The sequence below is a fragment of the Dechloromonas sp. CZR5 genome, assembly GCF_008711155.1.
In the GTDB taxonomy this organism is placed as follows: Bacteria; Pseudomonadota; Gammaproteobacteria; order Burkholderiales; family Rhodocyclaceae; genus Azonexus.
This window is the reverse complement of sequence record NZ_VUYQ01000002.1, coordinates 80,698-96,508: the sequence shown is the minus strand read 5'-3', so window position 1 is coordinate 96,508 and position 15,811 is coordinate 80,698. Positions and strand designations below refer to the sequence as shown.

Sequence of the window (15,811 nt, the reverse complement as noted above, 5' to 3'; positions counted from 1 at the left end):
GGCAGTGACTCCGGGTGACTATAAGTATCGGAGTCCCGAGGGGATGTCTCAGTTCCCGCGTCATATTCCGCCTTCGGGAGAAGTGTTATACACTGGCGCTCCGTGAAATGGGCCGATAGCTCAGCTGGGAGAGCGCCGCGTTCGCAATGCGGAGGTCGTGAGTTCGATCCTCATTCGGTCCACCAAAATTCAACGCCCAACTGTTCTCAGTTGGGCGTTTTCATTTGTGCTTCCCGCATGACACGCGGGGTTCCCGCACATTCTGCGTGTGCGCCCGGGGTCCTATGGCCAGGCAGGAACATCCCCGGTTGCCCTCCGTTCCGCCCTCTCTTCTCTCGAAATCGGCGCTAACTTCTTCGCCGTAGCACACGCAGATAGCGGTGTTCATCAACCACTTGTGCGCGCGCCGATGCGAATGGTTGGCTCGCGGGTTTGCATGAGCAAAGCAGAAGGGCAAACCCGCGAGGCGTGCTTCCATGTCAGCCCTTGGGCGGGAATGGATCGTCACCGTAGCTGTTGCGCTCACGGATCTGACCATCGCGCCTTTGAACGAACATCTCACTCTGCTGGTTGATGGCGATACCCCGCGCACGTTCAATCGCCTGCTGTTGCGTGTCATGGATGGAAGTGAGACGGTCGTTGCCTTGGCCCCGCACACCCCATTGATCGCCGCCATTGATGGGTACAACCCATTGATTCTTTCCACTCATTTCAAGCTCTCCAAAAAATGAAAAGGTCAGGCTCTTGAAGTCGGCGCGAGCCTAGGCGCTTCGGTGCTGAACTCATGTCATGACGGTCGCCTCCTTTCCCTCTGTCGCACACGGCATCGCATACAGCCCTGCTCGTTGCTGCGTGACGACGAGTGCTCCGTAGGCCGCCAGTCGAGCCTCGTGCTCCGGCTTGCCCTTGTCCTTCGACTTGATCTTGAACAGATCAATCGGCTTGTCGCTCTTTTGGCCAGCGCGCTGCATGATCCTTTCTCCGTCCACCTCGGCTCCCTTGAACGACCACAGCGCTTCGAACACCTTGGCCTGACCATCGGTGAACCGAATCGGCGTGGCATGCACGTCCGGCAGCGTCGCCCACTTGAAGTCCGCCGAAAATGGCCCGTTCACAGGTGCGGCCGGATCGGCCACTGCTGGCGCTGCAGACGGTGCCGAAGGGATGAACGAGATCCCGCCGCCATAGAACGTGAATCGTTCTTCCAGCGCCAGCCATTCCACACCCGAGCCAAAGGGCGATCCGCGAGTCATGCGCGGCCTGGGAGTGATGACCCGGATGCTGCTGCCCGCCACGCGCACACGATCCAGCAAGTTCGGCTCATGCAGCACTCGTGTCAGATCTCGGGCCAGCAACACTGGAGAACAGCGGGCGTCACCGATTCGCCAGGCTCCGTCGCCCAAGTCATCGATGTCGTCACGGCTCTCGATGTCGAGGGCGCGGCGCATTTTCTGCCGCAGCCAGTCTTCATCCAGGGCCAACGCCGCACCGTCGATTGCTTCAACGGGCACCTGGCCACAATCCGGGCACCGGCAGATCCGGCCGCCCCGACCATCACTCCAGACCTGCGCCCGGTGCTGCTGGCAGTGCGGGCAGAGCACAAAGGACTGATCCAACATTGTTGGCCTGACCGCTTTGCCGAGCACAGGCAAAGCCGATACCTCTCGTGGCGACAGCGTGGAACGCTGCACCGGCGTGCCGCCCGCGAACAGGCGGCAAACCAGGGCCCAGGCATCGTGCGTCGCCATTGGTCAGTCCTCGAAGGCCGATGAGGAACTGACTGCGTCGGTCTCCGGCGGCAATTCCTGTGCACTGAGAGTCTGGCCCTTCTGCAAGATGCCCACTGCAACCAGGTAGCCTTCCAGCTGTGCCTGCATCTTGGCATCGAACTTGTGCAGGTTCAGCCGCCCTTTGCTGGTCACTTCGATGGTGACCACCTTGGGGCGTGTCCTGCCCGGCTCGGGCGGGTAATAGAGATTGACCTGCGCCGCCGTCACCGCCCACTGCCCCTCCAGCGGGCCAGGCAGCTTCTCCTTCAGCAGATCGTGCACCGAGCGTTGCTGGCTGGACTGCATCGCCGTGCATTCGATCTTGAGCGCCGTGTCGGGGCTGAGCAGGGTGAGTGCCTTCAGCTGAACCATCGAGAAGCCGTCCTCAAAGACCTCCGGCACATCGAATCCGGTGCGCAGCATCGACAAATCCAGCGTCGGCGACTTGATTTTGTGAGCGCTCGCTTTCACGCCCAGCACATGCTCCGCGAAGGCCTCGACCAGCATCTGCTGGTACTTCGCGCCGCCGCGCACCAGCGTGCGCACGACACCGGTGGACTTGGCGTACTCCAGCACCATGTGAATGTTGGGGTTGCCGACCCTGCGCTTCAGGGTTGCGCCCTCGAACTCCAGTCGCAGCATCGCCATGTCCTTGACATGGACTGACAACAGGAACACCCCTGGGCTGCGCTCGACCAAGTGCGCCACGCTGCCGTCACCACATTGGAGTTCGCGCTTGTAGAAGGCCGAGATGGCGTGACGCAACGCAGTCAGATTGGCATCCGAACCGTTCGGCTGGCGCTTCAAGCCGAGATCGTATTGCTGCGTCTGCTGCCCATGCTGCTCCCAAAAGCTGAAGTCATAGGCGCGCTCGAACAGCGCCGGGTGGTGGACGTAGAGCCAGAAGGAGCGGTGAATGTCACTTGCGCAAAGCGTCAAACCCGCCAAAGCGGCACCGTCGGTCACGGCCGCCTCAAACATCGCCTGCTTGCCTGCCGCATCGCCCAACTGAACGCTGGCCATGAGGTTGGCCGTCATCCGGTCGCGGGCAGCAATGTCGGGCCAGACCTTGACCGCTTCGACCAGGAACTGGCTGGTCTCCGGTGTGTCATCCCAGGCAAAGCCATCGGGCACAGGCAGGCTGTGGGTAGTCAAGAAGTCGCGCAGCGTGGCATCCACCGGCAGCTCGAGCATCACGTCGACAAAGGTCTTCTTCATCTTGATCGTCCTTTCTGGATCGGCGTCGAAGGTCTGCGACCGATGTACGGACTGCACTGGCCAGCGACTGGGTTACTGAACACGCACCTCGCACAAGTAAAGTAGCGAGATACAAGAGCGATTCTGAACCTCGGATTTCCGCTTGTCAATCAAATCGGCACATCTAGACCTCATTTGTATCTCACGGCTATACTAGCGGTCTTGTTTTTGTTAACTGACTGTTTTCCCCTACAGGAGCATCGCTATGGCTTCAGCGTTCGGAGCACGCCTGCGACGCTTACGCGAGGCGAAGAAATTGACCTTGCAACAGGTCGCCGACGAAGTCGGCTGTACCAAGGCGTACATATGGGAACTGGAGATGAAGGACGGCCAGCGTCCCTCCGCTGAGCGGGTCCAGGCCCTGGCTAGGGTGCTGGGCGTGACGATGGAGGACATCATGGGCGAGCCCATCGAACAGGTACCTCAGGCCAGCCCAGAAGATGTGGCCTTCTTCCGTGAGTACGCCGGAATGACGGACGAGGAGAAGGATCGCTACCGTCAGGCACTCAAAATCATGTTCCCTGACAAGAGTTAAGGCGGTCCGACAATTGAGCGCATCCCAGCCCCTAACCGGTTCCATCGCAGCCAGCACCGTCTTGAAATGGTTGCGGGCCTGGCACGCAGACGGCATGCCGGATGCTGTGGATCTGGAAGTCGTCCGTCAGATGCTTCCGGAGACGCCTTACGGCAAAGGGGTGCGGGAGATCAAAGCCCCGATGGTGCTGGACGTCAATGCCTGCGAAGGCATGCTCGTTCGCAACCCAAAGGACACGGCCGAGTGGGGTATTTTCTATAACGGCAAGGCCAATCCAGAACGCCAGCGCTTCACCATCGCCCACGAGCTGGGCCACTTCATCCTCCACCGAGATCAGCGGCAAAGTTTCAACTGCGACAAGGAAAGCGTGTACTCCGGCGCTGACACCATCCGTGTCATCGAACGTGAGGCGGACGACTTTGCCAGTAACCTGCTGATGCCTGGCGACTTGCTGCGCGAGTGGATCTCGAACCAGCGCATCGACCTGCATGTCCTGAGCGCGCTTGCCAAACGATTCCAGGTGTCGTTCGAGGCGCTGTGCATCCGGTTCATCAAATTCACGACGCAGCGGGCAATCCTTGTCTATTGGGACAACGGCTTCGTGAAGTACGAATGGCGCAGCACCAGCGCGGTCAAGACGCGCGCCCGCATTCGGCGCACTGACGATCCGCAGGAACCAATTCCCGGCACCCTGGCTGCTGATTCCACCGTTGAGCAGGAGTGGGATGGCACGGAGATGTCTGCCGCGATCTGGTGCCCGGAGGAGGCGCCACACATGAAGTTACGCGAGTTCAAGCACAGCTACACCACAGGAGATCGCGTCCTCACCCTTTTGCTGCTGGAAAGTGCTGAACCACGGTCATGGGATCGGTCTTGGCAAGACGGCGAGAGCTTTGACAGCTTCGATCAGTTCGTCTCGACCGGGCAATTGCCAGTTCGGTGAGTCCCTCGATGACAGGCTTGCCGATCCAACCCATAGATGAAGAGCTGCAGACCTTGCAACGCGAGGTGCAGCGAATGCTGGGCCGTTGTCTCTTGCGTCTGCAGCAGTACGAACAACTGATGAAGGCCATCGTGGCCCACCACGAAATCTCCGCGTCAGGATTACCCCTCGAATCGAACCAGGCGGAGCGCATTGCGGATGCCGCAAACAAGACGCTGGGTACATTGGTTGGCACGCTGCTCGGAACGTATGTCACCAACGGCGAGCAAGAAGAGGTCGCAGAACCAGATGCGCCCGACAACATCATCTCGTTCAAGATGAAGATGAGCTTGCAGATGTCTGCCGAGGATTTCGATAGGACGCAGAATGATCTGAAAGATCTGGTGCTGCTGCGAAACAACCTGGTGCACCACTTCATCGACCAGCACGACCTTTGGAATCTGGACGGATGCCGTGGTGCGCAAGAGTCCTTGGTGGCGGCCTACAGTCGCATCGATCAACACTTTGAGCAACTGCGGGGCTGGGCGGAGCACATGGATCAGGCCCGTCGCCTGGCGGCTGATTTTGCCCAGTCCGATGCCTTCCGTGATCTGGTGATCAACGGTATAGCGCCGGATGGCTCGGTGGATTGGCCTGCTGCCGGAATTGTTCGCGCATTGCGTGAGGCAGCAGATGAGTTGGCTGTCGAAGAGTGGACGCCGGTCGCCAGCGCTGGACGATGGATTGCAGAACGGCATCCCGATCAATTACCGGCCAAGTATGGGTGCAGCAGTTGGCGGCAGGTCGTACACGAATCCGGCCTTTTCGAGCTTCGGTATCGGGAAGTGAATGGCCAGCGCGCGGCTTGGTACCGGCCCAAAAAAACATAGCGCCAAAGCCGCGCACTCCCGCTAAATCACGTTACGCGAAGTGCTCTTGGTTTCTAGCATGAGCAGCGTTTTCCATCGGAATGCTTGCCATGACAGAAATCCAACCTATCTCAATTTGCACATCACCTGACCGGCCACGGCACGGGCATCAAGAAATCGCTGACCTGTTGGCTGCTGCGCTGCTGCGCCTTCGTGCCCGCCAATCGCGCGACACCCCCGAAAACAGCGAGCATGTTTGCCTTGGCTTCCCCGGCCAACAGCGCGTGAATGCGAACCCCGATCACAACAACGGAGTTCGCCCATGACAGCACACGCAACCTCACCAACGCCCGCCTCAGTCGCCGCCCGCGTCGCGGCTATTCCCCATCTTTCGATGGACGATCTTTGGGCGCTCTGGGACGACCATTTCGAAGAGCGGCCAAATCACCACCATCGTGTCTGGTTGGAAAGTCGCCTGGCCTACCGGATGCAGGAGCGCGCGTTTGGCGGCTTGAAACCGTTACTGCGCAAGAAGCTCGAAGAGGTTGGTGAAACTGGCATCTTGCCCAAGCAACTGCGCGGCGATAGTCAACGTCTACTGCCCGGCTCCGTTCTCACACGCATTTACGACGACATTGAGCATCGTGTGCTGGTGCGTGGATCGAATGATTTCGAGTACCAGGGGCAACGCTTCAAAAGCCTGTCCGCTGTAGCCAAACGCATCACGGGCAGCCACTGGTCAGGCCCGGTGTTCTTTGGCTTGAAGGCACCTGGCTCCAAGAAGGGGGCGGTATGAGCTCAGTGCGTCGAAACCAAACTCCCGCAGTCACGCCAAAGAAGCGCTGCGCCGTCTACACCCGCAAGTCCACTGATGAAGGGCTCGACCAGGAATACAACAGCCTCGAAGCACAGCGTGATGCAGGCTTGGCCTTTATTGCCAGCCAACGGCATGAGGGCTGGATTGCCGTCGACGACGGATACGACGACGGCGGCTACTCGGGCGGCAACATGGAACGGCCCGGGTTGCGCCGTCTGATGATCGACATCGAAGCGGGGAAGATCGATACCGTGGTCGTCTACAAAATCGACCGCTTGACACGGAGCCTGCCGGACTTCGCCAAGCTGGTCGAGGTGTTCGACCGCAACGGCGTCTCCTTCGTCTCCGTCACGCAGCAGTTCAACACCACCACATCGATGGGGCGATTGACGCTCAACATCCTTTTGTCATTTGCGCAGTTCGAACGCGAGGTCACCGGCGAGCGCATCCGTGACAAGATCGCCGCCAGCAAGGCCAAGGGCATGTGGATGGGCGGAGTCCCACCTCTCGGATACGACGTGGTCGAACGCAAGCTCGTCGTCAACGAACGTGAAGCCGTGCTGGTACGTGACATCTTCCGCCGCTACGCCGAGCACGGCTCGGCTGCGCGACTCGTCCGCGAATTGGAAATCGAAGGGCATACCACCAAGGCATGGGTCACCCAGTCCGGCCGGGAGCGATTGGGGCGAAGCATCGATCAGCAGTACCTCTTTACCTTGCTGCGAAACCGCATCTACCTTGGCGAGATCTGCAATCACGACACGTGGTACTCGGCCCAGCACGACCCCATCATTTCTCAAGAGCTGTGGGACGCGGCACACGCCTTTATCGAGAGACGAAAGCAGGCACCGCGCGAACACCGTGCCAAGCATCCGGCATTGCTGGCGGGGCTGCTGTTCGCACCGGATGGCCAACGCATGCTGCACTCCTTCGTGAAGAAGAAAAACGGTCGGCAGTACCGCTACTACGTGCCTTACCTGCACAAGCGGCGCAACGCAGGTGCCAGCCTGGCTCCGCATACCCCGGACGTGGGCCACCTGCCAGCCGCCGAGATCGAAGAAGCGGTGCTGGCACAAATCCATGCGGCGCTTTCATCGCCGCAAATGTTGATCGCTGTATGGCGATCCTGCCAGCAGCATCCGGCGGGGTCGACGCTGGACGAGGCACAGGTGGTGGTTGCCATGCAGCGCATCGGTGACGTGTGGTCGCAACTGTTCCCTGCCGAGCAGCAACGAATCACACGGCTGTTAATCGAACGCGTGCAACTACACGGGCACGGCCTGGATATCGTTTGGCGGGAGGACGGTTGGATCGGATTCGGTGCGGATATCAGCACGCATCCCTTGATCGAAGAGTCCCAAAAACGTGTCGAGGAGGTTTGGGCATGAATGCCACGACTCACCAGCGCCAGCGCGCCGTCCGCATTGAGATCGGAGCCGAGGCGCGCAGTTATGTCAGCGAGGGGCAGCGGGTCACCCTGGTGCCTCTGACGATCAAGCGCCGCCAGAACCGGAAGCTGCTGATACCGCCAGCCCCCGAAATTGGGGACCGGATCGGTGGCTTCGATGTGCCGATGATCAAAACGCTGGGCAAAGCCTTCTACTGGAAGCGCTTGATCGACGATGGCATCTACCCCACGACAACGGACTTGGCGCACGCCATGAAAGTGGAACCGGGCTGGGCTGCCGAGGTCTTGCGCATGACCATGCTGGCCCCCGATATCGTGGAGGCGATATTCGAAGGACGTCAGCCACGCCACCTGAATCTGCACACCTTGCGTGGCCGCCAAGAGCAACTGCCGCGCGATTGGGCTGCGCAGCGTCGATTGCTCGGTTTCTCCCACGCCTGATCTGCTTCCAGACACACCCGATGACGGCGAGCCATGTGCTCGCCGTTTGCTTTTCTGCACTGGGCCATTGGCGAACCTGGAGTTCCGTCGTGGTTCGCCATTGCGTCCCTTAAAGGTTCGCCACCCGACGTTTGGAATGACACCTGTTACTCAACAACGTCACAGGAGCATTCCATGCAGACACCAGCCAGCAGTATCCCCCGGTCGCCACAGCAGGCGATCAACACCATGTCACCCGGTGATCGCCGCGTGCTCAACGAGAACGAGCTCGCGCAACGCTGGGGCGTTAGCCCCAAGACTTTGCAGCGCTGGCGCAGTGAGGGTCGCGGTCCACGCTACCTGAAGCTGTCCAAGCGTGTCGGCTACCCGGTCGACGCGATCCTCGAGTTTGAGCGCGAAGCGCTGCACGACTCGACATCCGAACGCGCGGCCGTTTGAGGAGAGATGCGATGAATGACATCACCATCTTCCCCGCCGACATCGCCGAGATGTCCGTCAGCCAACTGGCCGCATTGCCGCCCGCGCAGAAACACGAGATCGACCAAAACCTCGACGCGGCAATCGACTGGCTCAAGAAGGCGCGCACCAAGTTCGACGCGGCACTGGATCAGTGCTACGGCGAGCAGGCCCGTACCGCGCTGCGCGAATCCGGCCGTGACTTCGGCGCCGCACACATCAGCGATGGCCCGTTGCATCTGAAGTTCGAGCTGCCCAAGAAGGTCAGTTGGGATCAGAAGCAACTGGCCGAAATCGCCGAACGCATCGTCGCCTCAGGCGAGAAGGTCGACGGTTACCTCGACATCAAGTTGTCCGTCCCCGAATCCCGCTTCACGAACTGGCCGCCTGCCTTGCAACAGCAGTTCGCCCCCGCTCGCACTGTGGATTCCGGCAAGCCGTCTTTCACCCTTTCCATCGATTCGGAGTAATGACTATGAGCACCAATCTCATCGCTTCACTGCGTAAGCAACTGCCGTCCATCTACGGCGAACACCTTCCCGACGAAATCCGGTATCGCCGCGCCGACGGCCAGGACGTCGTTGTCCCTCTCGATGCCGCCACGGTGGACGAGTTGGCCTTCGCTATACAGACGGCCAATGCGGAATCGCAGGCGCTCGGTCGCCGTCGCACCGCGCTGGAAGAGCTCCACACCGAGGTGCGCAAGCGTGCCGCGCGTGGAGCCGACCGTATCGCCGACGTGTCGTGGGAGGTCTGATCATGAGCGCGATCATTCCCTTCCAGTTCGAAGCGCACGCCGTGCGCGTCCAGGTCGATGAACTCGGGCAGCCGTGGTTCAACGCCACCGATGTCTGCGACGCCCTGGAGATGGGCAATCCGTCTCAGGCGATCAAGTCCCACGTCGATGCAGAGGATCTCCAGAAATTGGAGACCCTTACGGCGGGTGGCCGTCAACGCCAAAACCACGTCAATGAGTCGGGGCTTTACGCCCTGATCCTCGGTAGCACCAAGGATGCCGCCAAGCGTTTCAAGCGCTGGGTCACCAACGAAGTGCTGCCTGCGATCCGTAAGACAGGCGCGTATTCGGCTACCCCCACGATGGCCGCGTTGCCCGCGCCGACCCACGACCGGGTCACAGCCATCCTGCTGATCGGCGAAGCGGTCGCCAAGGTGCCGGGCGTCAAGACCGGCATTGCGATGGCTGCCACGTTGACCTGCATTCAGGAAAACACCGGCCTGACCACGGAAGTGCTGCGCCGCGCTTTGCCTGCCGCCAATGAGCCGATCTGCTCGCTCAACGCCACCCAGCTCGGCAAATTGCTGAATCGCTCAGCCAAGGCCACCAATCAGTTGCTGGCATCTGGCGGCCTTCAGTTCCGCAACGACCGGGACGAGTGGGAGCTGACTGAGGCCGGTGAAGCATGGGCCGAAGCCATGCCGTACTCGCGCAACGGCCACAGCGGCTACCAGATCCTCTGGAATCCGGCGGTCGCTGAACAACTGAAGGAGGTGGCGTGATGTCCCTCCCGATCATTTCCGCGCAGCAGCGCTTGGCCGAGCGCAAAGGTGTGAAGTTGCTGATGCTGGGCAAATCCGGCATCGGCAAGACCACCCGACTCAAAGACCTCGACCCTGCCACCACCTTGTTCCTCGACATCGAGGCGGGCGATCTCGCCGTGGCCGACTGGCCGGGCGACACCATCCGCCCGGCATCGTGGCCCGAAAGCCGCGACTTCTTCGTGTTCCTCGCGGGTCCGGACAAGTCGCTGCCGCCGGAGAGCGCTTTTTCGCAGGCGCACTACGACCACGTGATTGAGAAATTCGGCCACCCGGCGCAGCTGGACCGGTACCAGACCTTCTTCCTTGACTCGATCACGCAGTTGTCACGGCAGTGTTTTGCGTGGTGCAAGACACAACCCGGTGCCACCAGCGACCGCTCCGGCAAACCCGATCTGCGCGCAGCCTATGGGTTGCTCGGCCAGGAAATGGTCAGCGCCTTGACCCACCTCCAGCACGCACGCGGCAAAAACGTGGTGTTCGTGGCCATCCTCGACGAACGCCTCGACGACTACAACCGCAAGGTGTTCGTCCCGCAGATCGAAGGCAGCAAGACCAGTCTGGAACTGCCCGGCATCGTCGATGAGGTCGTGACGCTGGCCGAGATCAAGGCTGACGACGGCAGCGCCTACCGCGCCTTCGTCACGCACACCGTCAATCCCTATGGCTTCCCGGCCAAAGACCGCAGCGGTCGCCTCGACTTGCTGGAGCCGCCGCATCTGGGCGCGCTGATCGCCAAGTGTGCTGGCCAGTCGCCAGCGCCCGTCAGCAGCGGCATCCCCACTACTGAAAACACCACCGAATCCAAGGAGTAATCGCCATGTCGTCCAACTATTTTGATTTCCAAGATGCCGATCCCCAACAGTCCGGTTTTGACCTGATCCCCAAGGGCGCGGTCGTGCCCGTGCGCATGACCATCAAGCCCGGTGGCTATGACGACCCGGAACAAGGCTGGGGCGGCGGCTACGCCACCGAGTCTTTCGAGACCGGCTCCATCTATCTCGCAGCCGAATTCGTGGTCACGGCTGGTGATCACGCCAAGCGCAAGATGTGGTCGAACATCGGTCTGCACTCCAAGAAGGGCCCGACCTGGGGCCAGATGGGGCGCAGCTTCATCCGCGCCGCGCTTAACAGCGCCCGCAACGTCCACCCCCAGGACAACAGTCCGCAGGCGGCCGCTGCGCGCCGCATCCAGGGCTTTCATGAACTGGATGGCCTGGAGTTTCTGGCACGCGTGGACATCGAAAAAGACAGCAAGGGTCAAGACCGCAACGTGGTCAAGATCGCGGTCGAGCCCGATCACCCCGACTACGCAAAGCTGATGGGTGTGCCGTCCAAGGCTTCGGGCAGTGCAAATTCCGGCGCTCCGACGCAGGCCGCTGCGCCTGCGTATCAGGCACCGACTCCGCAACGCCCACCCGTGACCGGCAAGCCGTCTTGGGCGCAGTGAGGGAGGCCGATGAAATGCTGGGTCTGCAAACGACAGGCCCGGGGATTCGGCCACACCGACAACCGTCACGGTGTCGGCAATCCCCGGCGCTACCCCATCGATTGGGTGTTCTGCTCGCAGCGCTGCCAAAACGCGTTTCACGCGTTGTACGGCAACTGGCTGCGGGTCAAAGAAGGTCGCGTCGACAGCAAGGAGGTCGTCATGATCGATCCGTCTGATGTCGAACTGGCCGCGATGAAAAAGTGCCTCAAGGCCTTTGGCGAGGCAGCGGGCGAGATCGGGTTCACCAAGCCGCTGGGCGACTACTCCGAAGCCGAGGCGCTGCAAGTGATCGACGCCATCGTCACTTGCTACACCGAGGCAATGGTCGCGCACCACGAGGCAAGCAAGTACCCGCCGGTGCGTGGCATGACGCCTGCGCCCGACCCTCTGACCAACCCGTTCGCGGATCTGGAGGACGACCTCCCCTGGGAAGAGCCGAAGGGAAGGAAGCCATGATCGACTTCAACTCCACATCAAGCATCTCCGGTCGGGTCACCGTCTTGGTCGACGCCGGGATGCAGCAGGCCCGCGCCCGCCAGTCCGAACGCCAGTACCTCGGGGCCTCGCGTCTCGGCGTGGCCTGCGAGCGTGCGCTGCAGTTCGAGTATGCCAAGGCGCCCATCGACCACGGGCGTGATGTCCCGGGCCGGATGCTGCGCATCTTCGAGCGTGGTCATGTGATGGAGGACTGCATGGTCGCGTGGCTCCGGGATGCTGGCTTTGACCTGCGCACCCGCAAGGCCGACGGCGAGCAGTTCGGCTTCTCTGTCGTTGACGGACGCCTGCAGGGCCACATCGACGGCGTCATCGTCGGCGGGCCGGATGGTTTTGCTTATCCCGCGCTCTGGGAAAACAAGTGTCTGGGCAACAAGTCCTGGCGCGAGCTGGAGAAAAGCCGCCTCGCTGTCGCTAAGCCGGTCTACGCCGCGCAAGTGGCGATCTACCAAGCCTATCTCGAACTGCACGAGCACCCGGCGATCTTCACGGCACTCAACGCCGACACGATGGAGATCTACACCGAGGCCGTGCCCTTTGACGCAGCCCTGGCCCAACGCATGTCGGATCGGGCGGTGAAGGTCATTTCGGCCACCGAGGCGGGAGACCTCCTGCCGCGCGCCTTCAATGACCCGACCCATTTCGAATGCCGGATGTGCGCGTGGCAAGACCGCTGCTGGAGGACACAAGCATGAATACCTCGAATTTGAATCACGTACTTGGCGAGCAGCTGATCGACGTGCGCCAGGCTGCACTGATGTTCAACCTGCCGTCGTATTGGCTCTCACACGCCAAGGAGCGACAGGAGCGTCGCATTCCGCATTACCGCGTCGGCAAATTGGTTCGCTTCAAGCCCAACGAACTGGAAGCCTGGATCGCTGCACAGCAGACAACACACGAGGGTGCTGCCGATGCTTGATTTCAATGACACATCACCACCGGGAGAAGCGGGCCGGCGCAACGTTAATGACAGCGAGCGGGACGAAATTCGCACTGAACTGATCGCACGCATGGAATCAGTTCTGACCACAATGTTTCCGGCGGGAAAGAAGCGTCGGGGCAAGTTTTTGATCGGGGACATCCTGGGCAGCCCGGGCGACAGCCTCGAGGTGGTACTCGAAGGCGAGAAGGCTGGTCTCTGGACGGATCGAGCCACGGGCGATGGCGGTGACATCTTTGCCTTGATCGCCGCCTACCTCGGGGCCAACGTCCACACCGACTTTCCCCGGGTGCTCGACGAGGCTGCCGATCTGCTCGGTCGTTCGCGATCAGTGCCGGTGCGCAGCGCCAAGAAGGAAGCGCCGGTTGATGAACTTGGCCCGGCCACGGCCAAGTGGGACTACTTCGATGCCACCGGCAAACTGATTGCGGTCGTTTACCGCTACGACCCGCCCGGGCGCAAGAAGGAGTTCCGGCCGTGGGATGCCAAGCGGCGCAAGATGGCTCCGCCCGATCCTCGCCCCCTGTACAACCAGCCGGGGTTGGCTGCTGCTGGCCACGTTGTGTTGGTCGAGGGCGAGAAGTGCGCGCAGGCACTGATCGCTATCGGCGTGGTGGCAACCACGGCCATGCATGGCGCGAATGCGCCCGTCGACAAGACCGACTGGTCGCCGCTGGCGGGCAAATCCGTGCTGATCTGGCCTGACCGGGATGCGCCAGGCTGGGATTACGCTGACCGTGCATCGCAAGCAATCCTGAACGCGGGTGCAACCACGGTCGCCATCCTGGTGCCACCCGATGACAAACCGGATGGCTGGGATGCGGCCGATGCCATCCCGGAAGGCTTCGATGTCGGTGGATTCCTTGCCGTCGGCGAACGGATGCCGGTGATGCGCTCGGTCGAGGAGACGCCACCACCGGACCTGCTGACCGGTGTCGACTGGACGACAGAGGACGGCTTGTCCTCGGCCTTCACCCGTCGCTATGGCGAGGACTGGCGCTACTGCGCGCTGTGGGGCAAGTGGCTGGTCTGGACTGGCGTGCGCTGGAATCCCGATCAGATCCTCTATGTATCTCACCTGGCGCGCGGTATCTGCCGGATGGCGTCACTCCAAGCGGACAGCCCTCGGCTCAAAGGCAAGCTGGCCAGCTCCGCCACGATCTCGTCCGTCGAGAAAATCGCACGCTCCGATCCCAAGCACGCGTCCACCGCCGAGGAGTGGGATGCCGACGTCTGGGCGCTCAACACACCAGGCGGCGTGGTTGATCTGCGCACGGGCCGCATGCGACCGCACCGACGCGATGATCGGATGACCAAGGTGACCACGGCCACACCGCAGGGCGACAGTCCGACGTGGCGCGCGTTCCTGGCCGACGTCACAGGTGGCGACGCCGAGCTGATGGCCTACCTGCAACTGATGGTCGGCTACTGCCTGACGGGCGTGACCAGTGAGCACGCGCTGTTCTTTCTGTACGGGACGGGCGCGAACGGCAAGTCGGTGTTCGTCAACGTCCTGACCACCATCTTGGGCGACTACGCGGCCAACGCTCCGATGGACACCTTCATGGAGGCGCGCACCGACCGGCATCCGACCGATCTGGCAGGCCTGCGCGGCGCACGCTTCGTGTCATCCATCGAAACCGAACAGGGTCGGCGCTGGAACGAATCCAAGGTCAAGGCCATCACCGGTGGCGACAAGGTGTCCGCGCGTTTCATGCGCCAGGACTTCTTCGAGTACGTGCCGCAGTTCAAGTTGGTGATCGCAGGCAACCACAAGCCATCGATCCGCAACGTGGATGAGGCGATGAAGCGGCGACTGCACCTGATCCCGTTCACGGTGACGATCCCGCCCGAACGGCGGGACGGCAGGCTGACCGAAAAGCTGCTCAAGGAACGGGACGGCATTCTGGCGTGGGCAGTCGAGGGCTGCAGTCTATGGCAACGCCAGGGCCTGAAACCGCCCGCCAGCGTGGTGTCGGCGACCGAAGAGTATTTCGAAGCCGAGGACGCGCTCGGGCAGTGGATCGAAGAGCGCTGCCTGCTGGCCAAGACCCACCGCGAAGGCGTGTCCGAACTGTTCGCCGACTGGCGCGAATGGGCAGAGCGCGCAGGTGAATACGTGGGCTCGGTCAAGCGCTTTTCCGAACTGATGGCGGCCCGCAAGTTCGAGAAATGTCGGCTGACCGGGGGCGCACGTGGCATCACGGGCATCGCCCTCAGGCCCAAGCCGTACAGCCACGGCTACCCCTACCGAGATGACTGAGCAATCCGGGCGAGTGACGGATTTGACGGGTTTCCTGATTGACGCGCTACGCGTGCGCGCACGTAAGGGATGTTCTTCAAAGAACCCGTCGCATCCGTCACTCGCCCTTGAACTGGAGCACGACGATGAACACGACGATCTTGGCCCTTGATCTGGGCACACACACTGGGTGGGCATTGCTGCACCTGGACGGCACGATTACCAGCGGCACGGAGCACTTCAAGCCGCAGCGATTTGAGGGAGGCGGCATGCGTTTTCTCCGTTTCAAGCGCTGGCTCAATGAACTGCTCTCGGCCAGCAACCACATCAACGCGGTGTTCTTCGAGGAAGTTCGACGGCACGCTGGCGTTGATGCGGCGCACGCCTACGGTGGTTTCATGGGACACCTGACCGCATGGTGTGAGCATCACAACATTCCGTACCAAGGCGTTCCGGTCGGCACGATCAAAAAGCACGCGACCGGCAAGGGCAATGCGGGCAAGGACGACATGATCGCGTCCGTCCGCCTGCGTGGTCACACCCCAGTCGACGACAACGAAGCCGACGCCCTGGCCTTGCTGCACTGGGCTGTCGAGACACAGGAGGTGTGA

21 protein-coding genes and 1 tRNA gene are annotated in these 15,811 nt (G+C 61.5%); 19 read left to right on the top strand and 3 right to left on the bottom strand.

The window, feature by feature from the left end:
• Window positions 1-109: 109 nt before the first annotated feature.
• Window positions 110-185: transfer RNA gene (locus F1002_RS05490), tRNA-Ala, on the top strand.
• A 294-nt stretch (window positions 186-479) separates the two neighbouring features.
• Here F1002_RS05490 and F1002_RS05485 read toward each other — a convergent pair.
• The 3 genes from F1002_RS05485 to F1002_RS05475 form a co-directional block, all read right to left on the bottom strand.
• Entirely contained in the window at window positions 480-710 is a 231-nt protein-coding gene (locus F1002_RS05485; protein ID WP_150428022.1) for a DUF2188 domain-containing protein, read from the bottom strand.
• 72 nt (window positions 711-782) lie between these two features.
• Window positions 783-1,748 carry a hypothetical protein gene (locus F1002_RS05480; RefSeq protein WP_150428021.1) on the bottom strand — a complete coding sequence of 322 codons (966 nt, stop codon included), beginning with the start codon at window positions 1,746-1,748 and terminating at the stop codon, window positions 783-785.
• A gap of 3 nt (window positions 1,749-1,751) precedes the next feature.
• The gene (locus tag F1002_RS05475; protein WP_150428020.1) at window positions 1,752-2,987 is read right to left on the bottom strand and encodes a hypothetical protein; all 1,236 of its coding nucleotides are present in this window, start codon (window positions 2,985-2,987) and stop codon (window positions 1,752-1,754) included.
• Between the two features lie 244 nt (window positions 2,988-3,231).
• On the opposite strand from F1002_RS05475, the gene F1002_RS05470 reads away from it, so the two are divergent.
• The 18 genes from F1002_RS05470 (at window position 3,232) to F1002_RS05385 (ending at window position 15,811) form a co-directional block, all read left to right on the top strand.
• Complete coding sequence (locus F1002_RS05470) at window positions 3,232-3,561, top strand: helix-turn-helix transcriptional regulator (RefSeq protein WP_013517374.1); 330 nt, start codon at window positions 3,232-3,234, stop codon at window positions 3,559-3,561.
• A gap of 13 nt (window positions 3,562-3,574) precedes the next feature.
• On the top strand, window positions 3,575-4,504 hold the full coding sequence (locus tag F1002_RS05465; RefSeq protein ID WP_223879479.1) for an ImmA/IrrE family metallo-endopeptidase: 930 nt from the start codon (window positions 3,575-3,577) through the stop codon (window positions 4,502-4,504).
• 8 nt (window positions 4,505-4,512) lie between these two features.
• Entirely contained in the window at window positions 4,513-5,373 is an 861-nt protein-coding gene (locus F1002_RS05460; protein ID WP_150428019.1) for an OST-HTH/LOTUS domain-containing protein, read from the top strand.
• Between the two features lie 89 nt (window positions 5,374-5,462).
• Window positions 5,463-5,678 carry a hypothetical protein gene (locus tag F1002_RS05455; protein ID WP_150428018.1) on the top strand — a complete coding sequence of 72 codons (216 nt, stop codon included), beginning with the start codon at window positions 5,463-5,465 and terminating at the stop codon, window positions 5,676-5,678.
• The gene (locus F1002_RS05450) at window positions 5,675-6,148 is read left to right on the top strand and encodes a DUF2924 domain-containing protein (protein WP_150428017.1); all 474 of its coding nucleotides are present in this window, start codon (window positions 5,675-5,677) and stop codon (window positions 6,146-6,148) included. Before F1002_RS05455 ends, F1002_RS05450 begins: the two co-directional genes overlap by 4 nt.
• Complete coding sequence (locus F1002_RS05445; RefSeq protein ID WP_150428016.1) at window positions 6,145-7,557, top strand: recombinase family protein; 1,413 nt, start codon at window positions 6,145-6,147, stop codon at window positions 7,555-7,557. Before F1002_RS05450 ends, F1002_RS05445 begins: the two co-directional genes overlap by 4 nt.
• The gene (locus F1002_RS05440) at window positions 7,554-8,018 is read left to right on the top strand and encodes a hypothetical protein (protein ID WP_150428015.1); all 465 of its coding nucleotides are present in this window, start codon (window positions 7,554-7,556) and stop codon (window positions 8,016-8,018) included. Before F1002_RS05445 ends, F1002_RS05440 begins: the two co-directional genes overlap by 4 nt.
• Window positions 8,019-8,192: 174 nt before the next feature.
• Entirely contained in the window at window positions 8,193-8,456 is a 264-nt protein-coding gene (locus F1002_RS05435) for an AlpA family transcriptional regulator (RefSeq protein WP_073656030.1), read from the top strand.
• An 11-nt stretch (window positions 8,457-8,467) separates the two neighbouring features.
• Window positions 8,468-8,944: a hypothetical protein gene (locus F1002_RS05430; protein ID WP_150428014.1), complete on the top strand. Its 477-nt coding sequence runs from the start codon at window positions 8,468-8,470 to the stop codon at window positions 8,942-8,944.
• Window positions 8,945-8,949: 5 nt separating this feature from the next.
• A complete protein-coding gene (locus F1002_RS05425) occupies window positions 8,950-9,231 on the top strand; it encodes a hypothetical protein (RefSeq protein WP_150428013.1) in 282 nt (93 codons plus the stop codon).
• Between the two features lie 2 nt (window positions 9,232-9,233).
• Window positions 9,234-9,992, top strand: coding sequence for a Bro-N domain-containing protein (locus F1002_RS05420; protein WP_150428012.1), 759 nt, complete (start codon window positions 9,234-9,236; stop codon window positions 9,990-9,992).
• Window positions 9,992-10,846, top strand: a complete 855-nt coding sequence (locus tag F1002_RS05415) for an ATP-binding protein (protein WP_073656034.1) — start codon at window positions 9,992-9,994, stop codon at window positions 10,844-10,846. Before F1002_RS05420 ends, F1002_RS05415 begins: the two co-directional genes overlap by 1 nt.
• A 5-nt stretch (window positions 10,847-10,851) precedes the next feature.
• A complete protein-coding gene (locus F1002_RS05410) occupies window positions 10,852-11,481 on the top strand; it encodes a hypothetical protein (protein WP_150428011.1) in 630 nt (209 codons plus the stop codon).
• A 9-nt stretch (window positions 11,482-11,490) separates the two neighbouring features.
• The gene (locus tag F1002_RS05405) at window positions 11,491-11,979 is read left to right on the top strand and encodes a DUF6511 domain-containing protein (RefSeq protein WP_150428010.1); all 489 of its coding nucleotides are present in this window, start codon (window positions 11,491-11,493) and stop codon (window positions 11,977-11,979) included.
• The gene (locus tag F1002_RS05400) at window positions 11,976-12,713 is read left to right on the top strand and encodes a hypothetical protein (protein WP_150428009.1); all 738 of its coding nucleotides are present in this window, start codon (window positions 11,976-11,978) and stop codon (window positions 12,711-12,713) included. The genes F1002_RS05405 and F1002_RS05400 overlap by 4 nt, the downstream gene beginning before the upstream one ends.
• Entirely contained in the window at window positions 12,710-12,937 is a 228-nt protein-coding gene (locus tag F1002_RS05395; protein ID WP_150428008.1) for a helix-turn-helix domain-containing protein, read from the top strand. Before F1002_RS05400 ends, F1002_RS05395 begins: the two co-directional genes overlap by 4 nt.
• The gene (locus tag F1002_RS05390; RefSeq protein WP_150428007.1) at window positions 12,930-15,221 is read left to right on the top strand and encodes a phage/plasmid primase, P4 family; all 2,292 of its coding nucleotides are present in this window, start codon (window positions 12,930-12,932) and stop codon (window positions 15,219-15,221) included. The genes F1002_RS05395 and F1002_RS05390 overlap by 8 nt, the downstream gene beginning before the upstream one ends.
• A gap of 125 nt (window positions 15,222-15,346) precedes the next feature.
• The gene (locus tag F1002_RS05385) at window positions 15,347-15,811 is read left to right on the top strand and encodes a crossover junction endodeoxyribonuclease RuvC (RefSeq protein ID WP_150428006.1); all 465 of its coding nucleotides are present in this window, start codon (window positions 15,347-15,349) and stop codon (window positions 15,809-15,811) included.

What these genes read in the sequence shown, in the direction of transcription:
- F1002_RS05390 (WP_150428007.1), top strand. Translation starts at nt 12,930, where the DNA reads ATGCTTGATTTCAATGACACATCACCACCGGGAGAAGCGGGCCGGCGC.
- F1002_RS05470 (WP_013517374.1), top strand. Translation starts at nt 3,232, where the DNA reads ATGGCTTCAGCGTTCGGAGCACGCCTGCGACGCTTACGCGAGGCGAAG.
- F1002_RS05480 (WP_150428021.1), bottom strand. Translation starts at nt 1,748, where the DNA reads ATGGCGACGCACGATGCCTGGGCCCTGGTTTGCCGCCTGTTCGCGGGC.
- F1002_RS05395 (WP_150428008.1), top strand. Translation starts at nt 12,710, where the DNA reads ATGAATACCTCGAATTTGAATCACGTACTTGGCGAGCAGCTGATCGAC.
- F1002_RS05450 (WP_150428017.1), top strand. Translation starts at nt 5,675, where the DNA reads ATGACAGCACACGCAACCTCACCAACGCCCGCCTCAGTCGCCGCCCGC.
- F1002_RS05475 (WP_150428020.1), bottom strand. Translation starts at nt 2,987, where the DNA reads ATGAAGAAGACCTTTGTCGACGTGATGCTCGAGCTGCCGGTGGATGCC.
- F1002_RS05485 (WP_150428022.1), bottom strand. Translation starts at nt 710, where the DNA reads ATGAGTGGAAAGAATCAATGGGTTGTACCCATCAATGGCGGCGATCAA.
- F1002_RS05400 (WP_150428009.1), top strand. Translation starts at nt 11,976, where the DNA reads ATGATCGACTTCAACTCCACATCAAGCATCTCCGGTCGGGTCACCGTC.
- F1002_RS05420 (WP_150428012.1), top strand. Translation starts at nt 9,234, where the DNA reads ATGAGCGCGATCATTCCCTTCCAGTTCGAAGCGCACGCCGTGCGCGTC.
- F1002_RS05460 (WP_150428019.1), top strand. Translation starts at nt 4,513, where the DNA reads ATGACAGGCTTGCCGATCCAACCCATAGATGAAGAGCTGCAGACCTTG.
- F1002_RS05440 (WP_150428015.1), top strand. Translation starts at nt 7,554, where the DNA reads ATGAATGCCACGACTCACCAGCGCCAGCGCGCCGTCCGCATTGAGATC.
- F1002_RS05405 (WP_150428010.1), top strand. Translation starts at nt 11,491, where the DNA reads ATGAAATGCTGGGTCTGCAAACGACAGGCCCGGGGATTCGGCCACACC.
- F1002_RS05430 (WP_150428014.1), top strand. Translation starts at nt 8,468, where the DNA reads ATGAATGACATCACCATCTTCCCCGCCGACATCGCCGAGATGTCCGTC.
- F1002_RS05410 (WP_150428011.1), top strand. Translation starts at nt 10,852, where the DNA reads ATGTCGTCCAACTATTTTGATTTCCAAGATGCCGATCCCCAACAGTCC.
- F1002_RS05435 (WP_073656030.1), top strand. Translation starts at nt 8,193, where the DNA reads ATGCAGACACCAGCCAGCAGTATCCCCCGGTCGCCACAGCAGGCGATC.
- F1002_RS05455 (WP_150428018.1), top strand. Translation starts at nt 5,463, where the DNA reads ATGACAGAAATCCAACCTATCTCAATTTGCACATCACCTGACCGGCCA.
- F1002_RS05415 (WP_073656034.1), top strand. Translation starts at nt 9,992, where the DNA reads ATGTCCCTCCCGATCATTTCCGCGCAGCAGCGCTTGGCCGAGCGCAAA.
- F1002_RS05425 (WP_150428013.1), top strand. Translation starts at nt 8,950, where the DNA reads ATGAGCACCAATCTCATCGCTTCACTGCGTAAGCAACTGCCGTCCATC.
- F1002_RS05445 (WP_150428016.1), top strand. Translation starts at nt 6,145, where the DNA reads ATGAGCTCAGTGCGTCGAAACCAAACTCCCGCAGTCACGCCAAAGAAG.
- F1002_RS05385 (WP_150428006.1), top strand. Translation starts at nt 15,347, where the DNA reads ATGAACACGACGATCTTGGCCCTTGATCTGGGCACACACACTGGGTGG.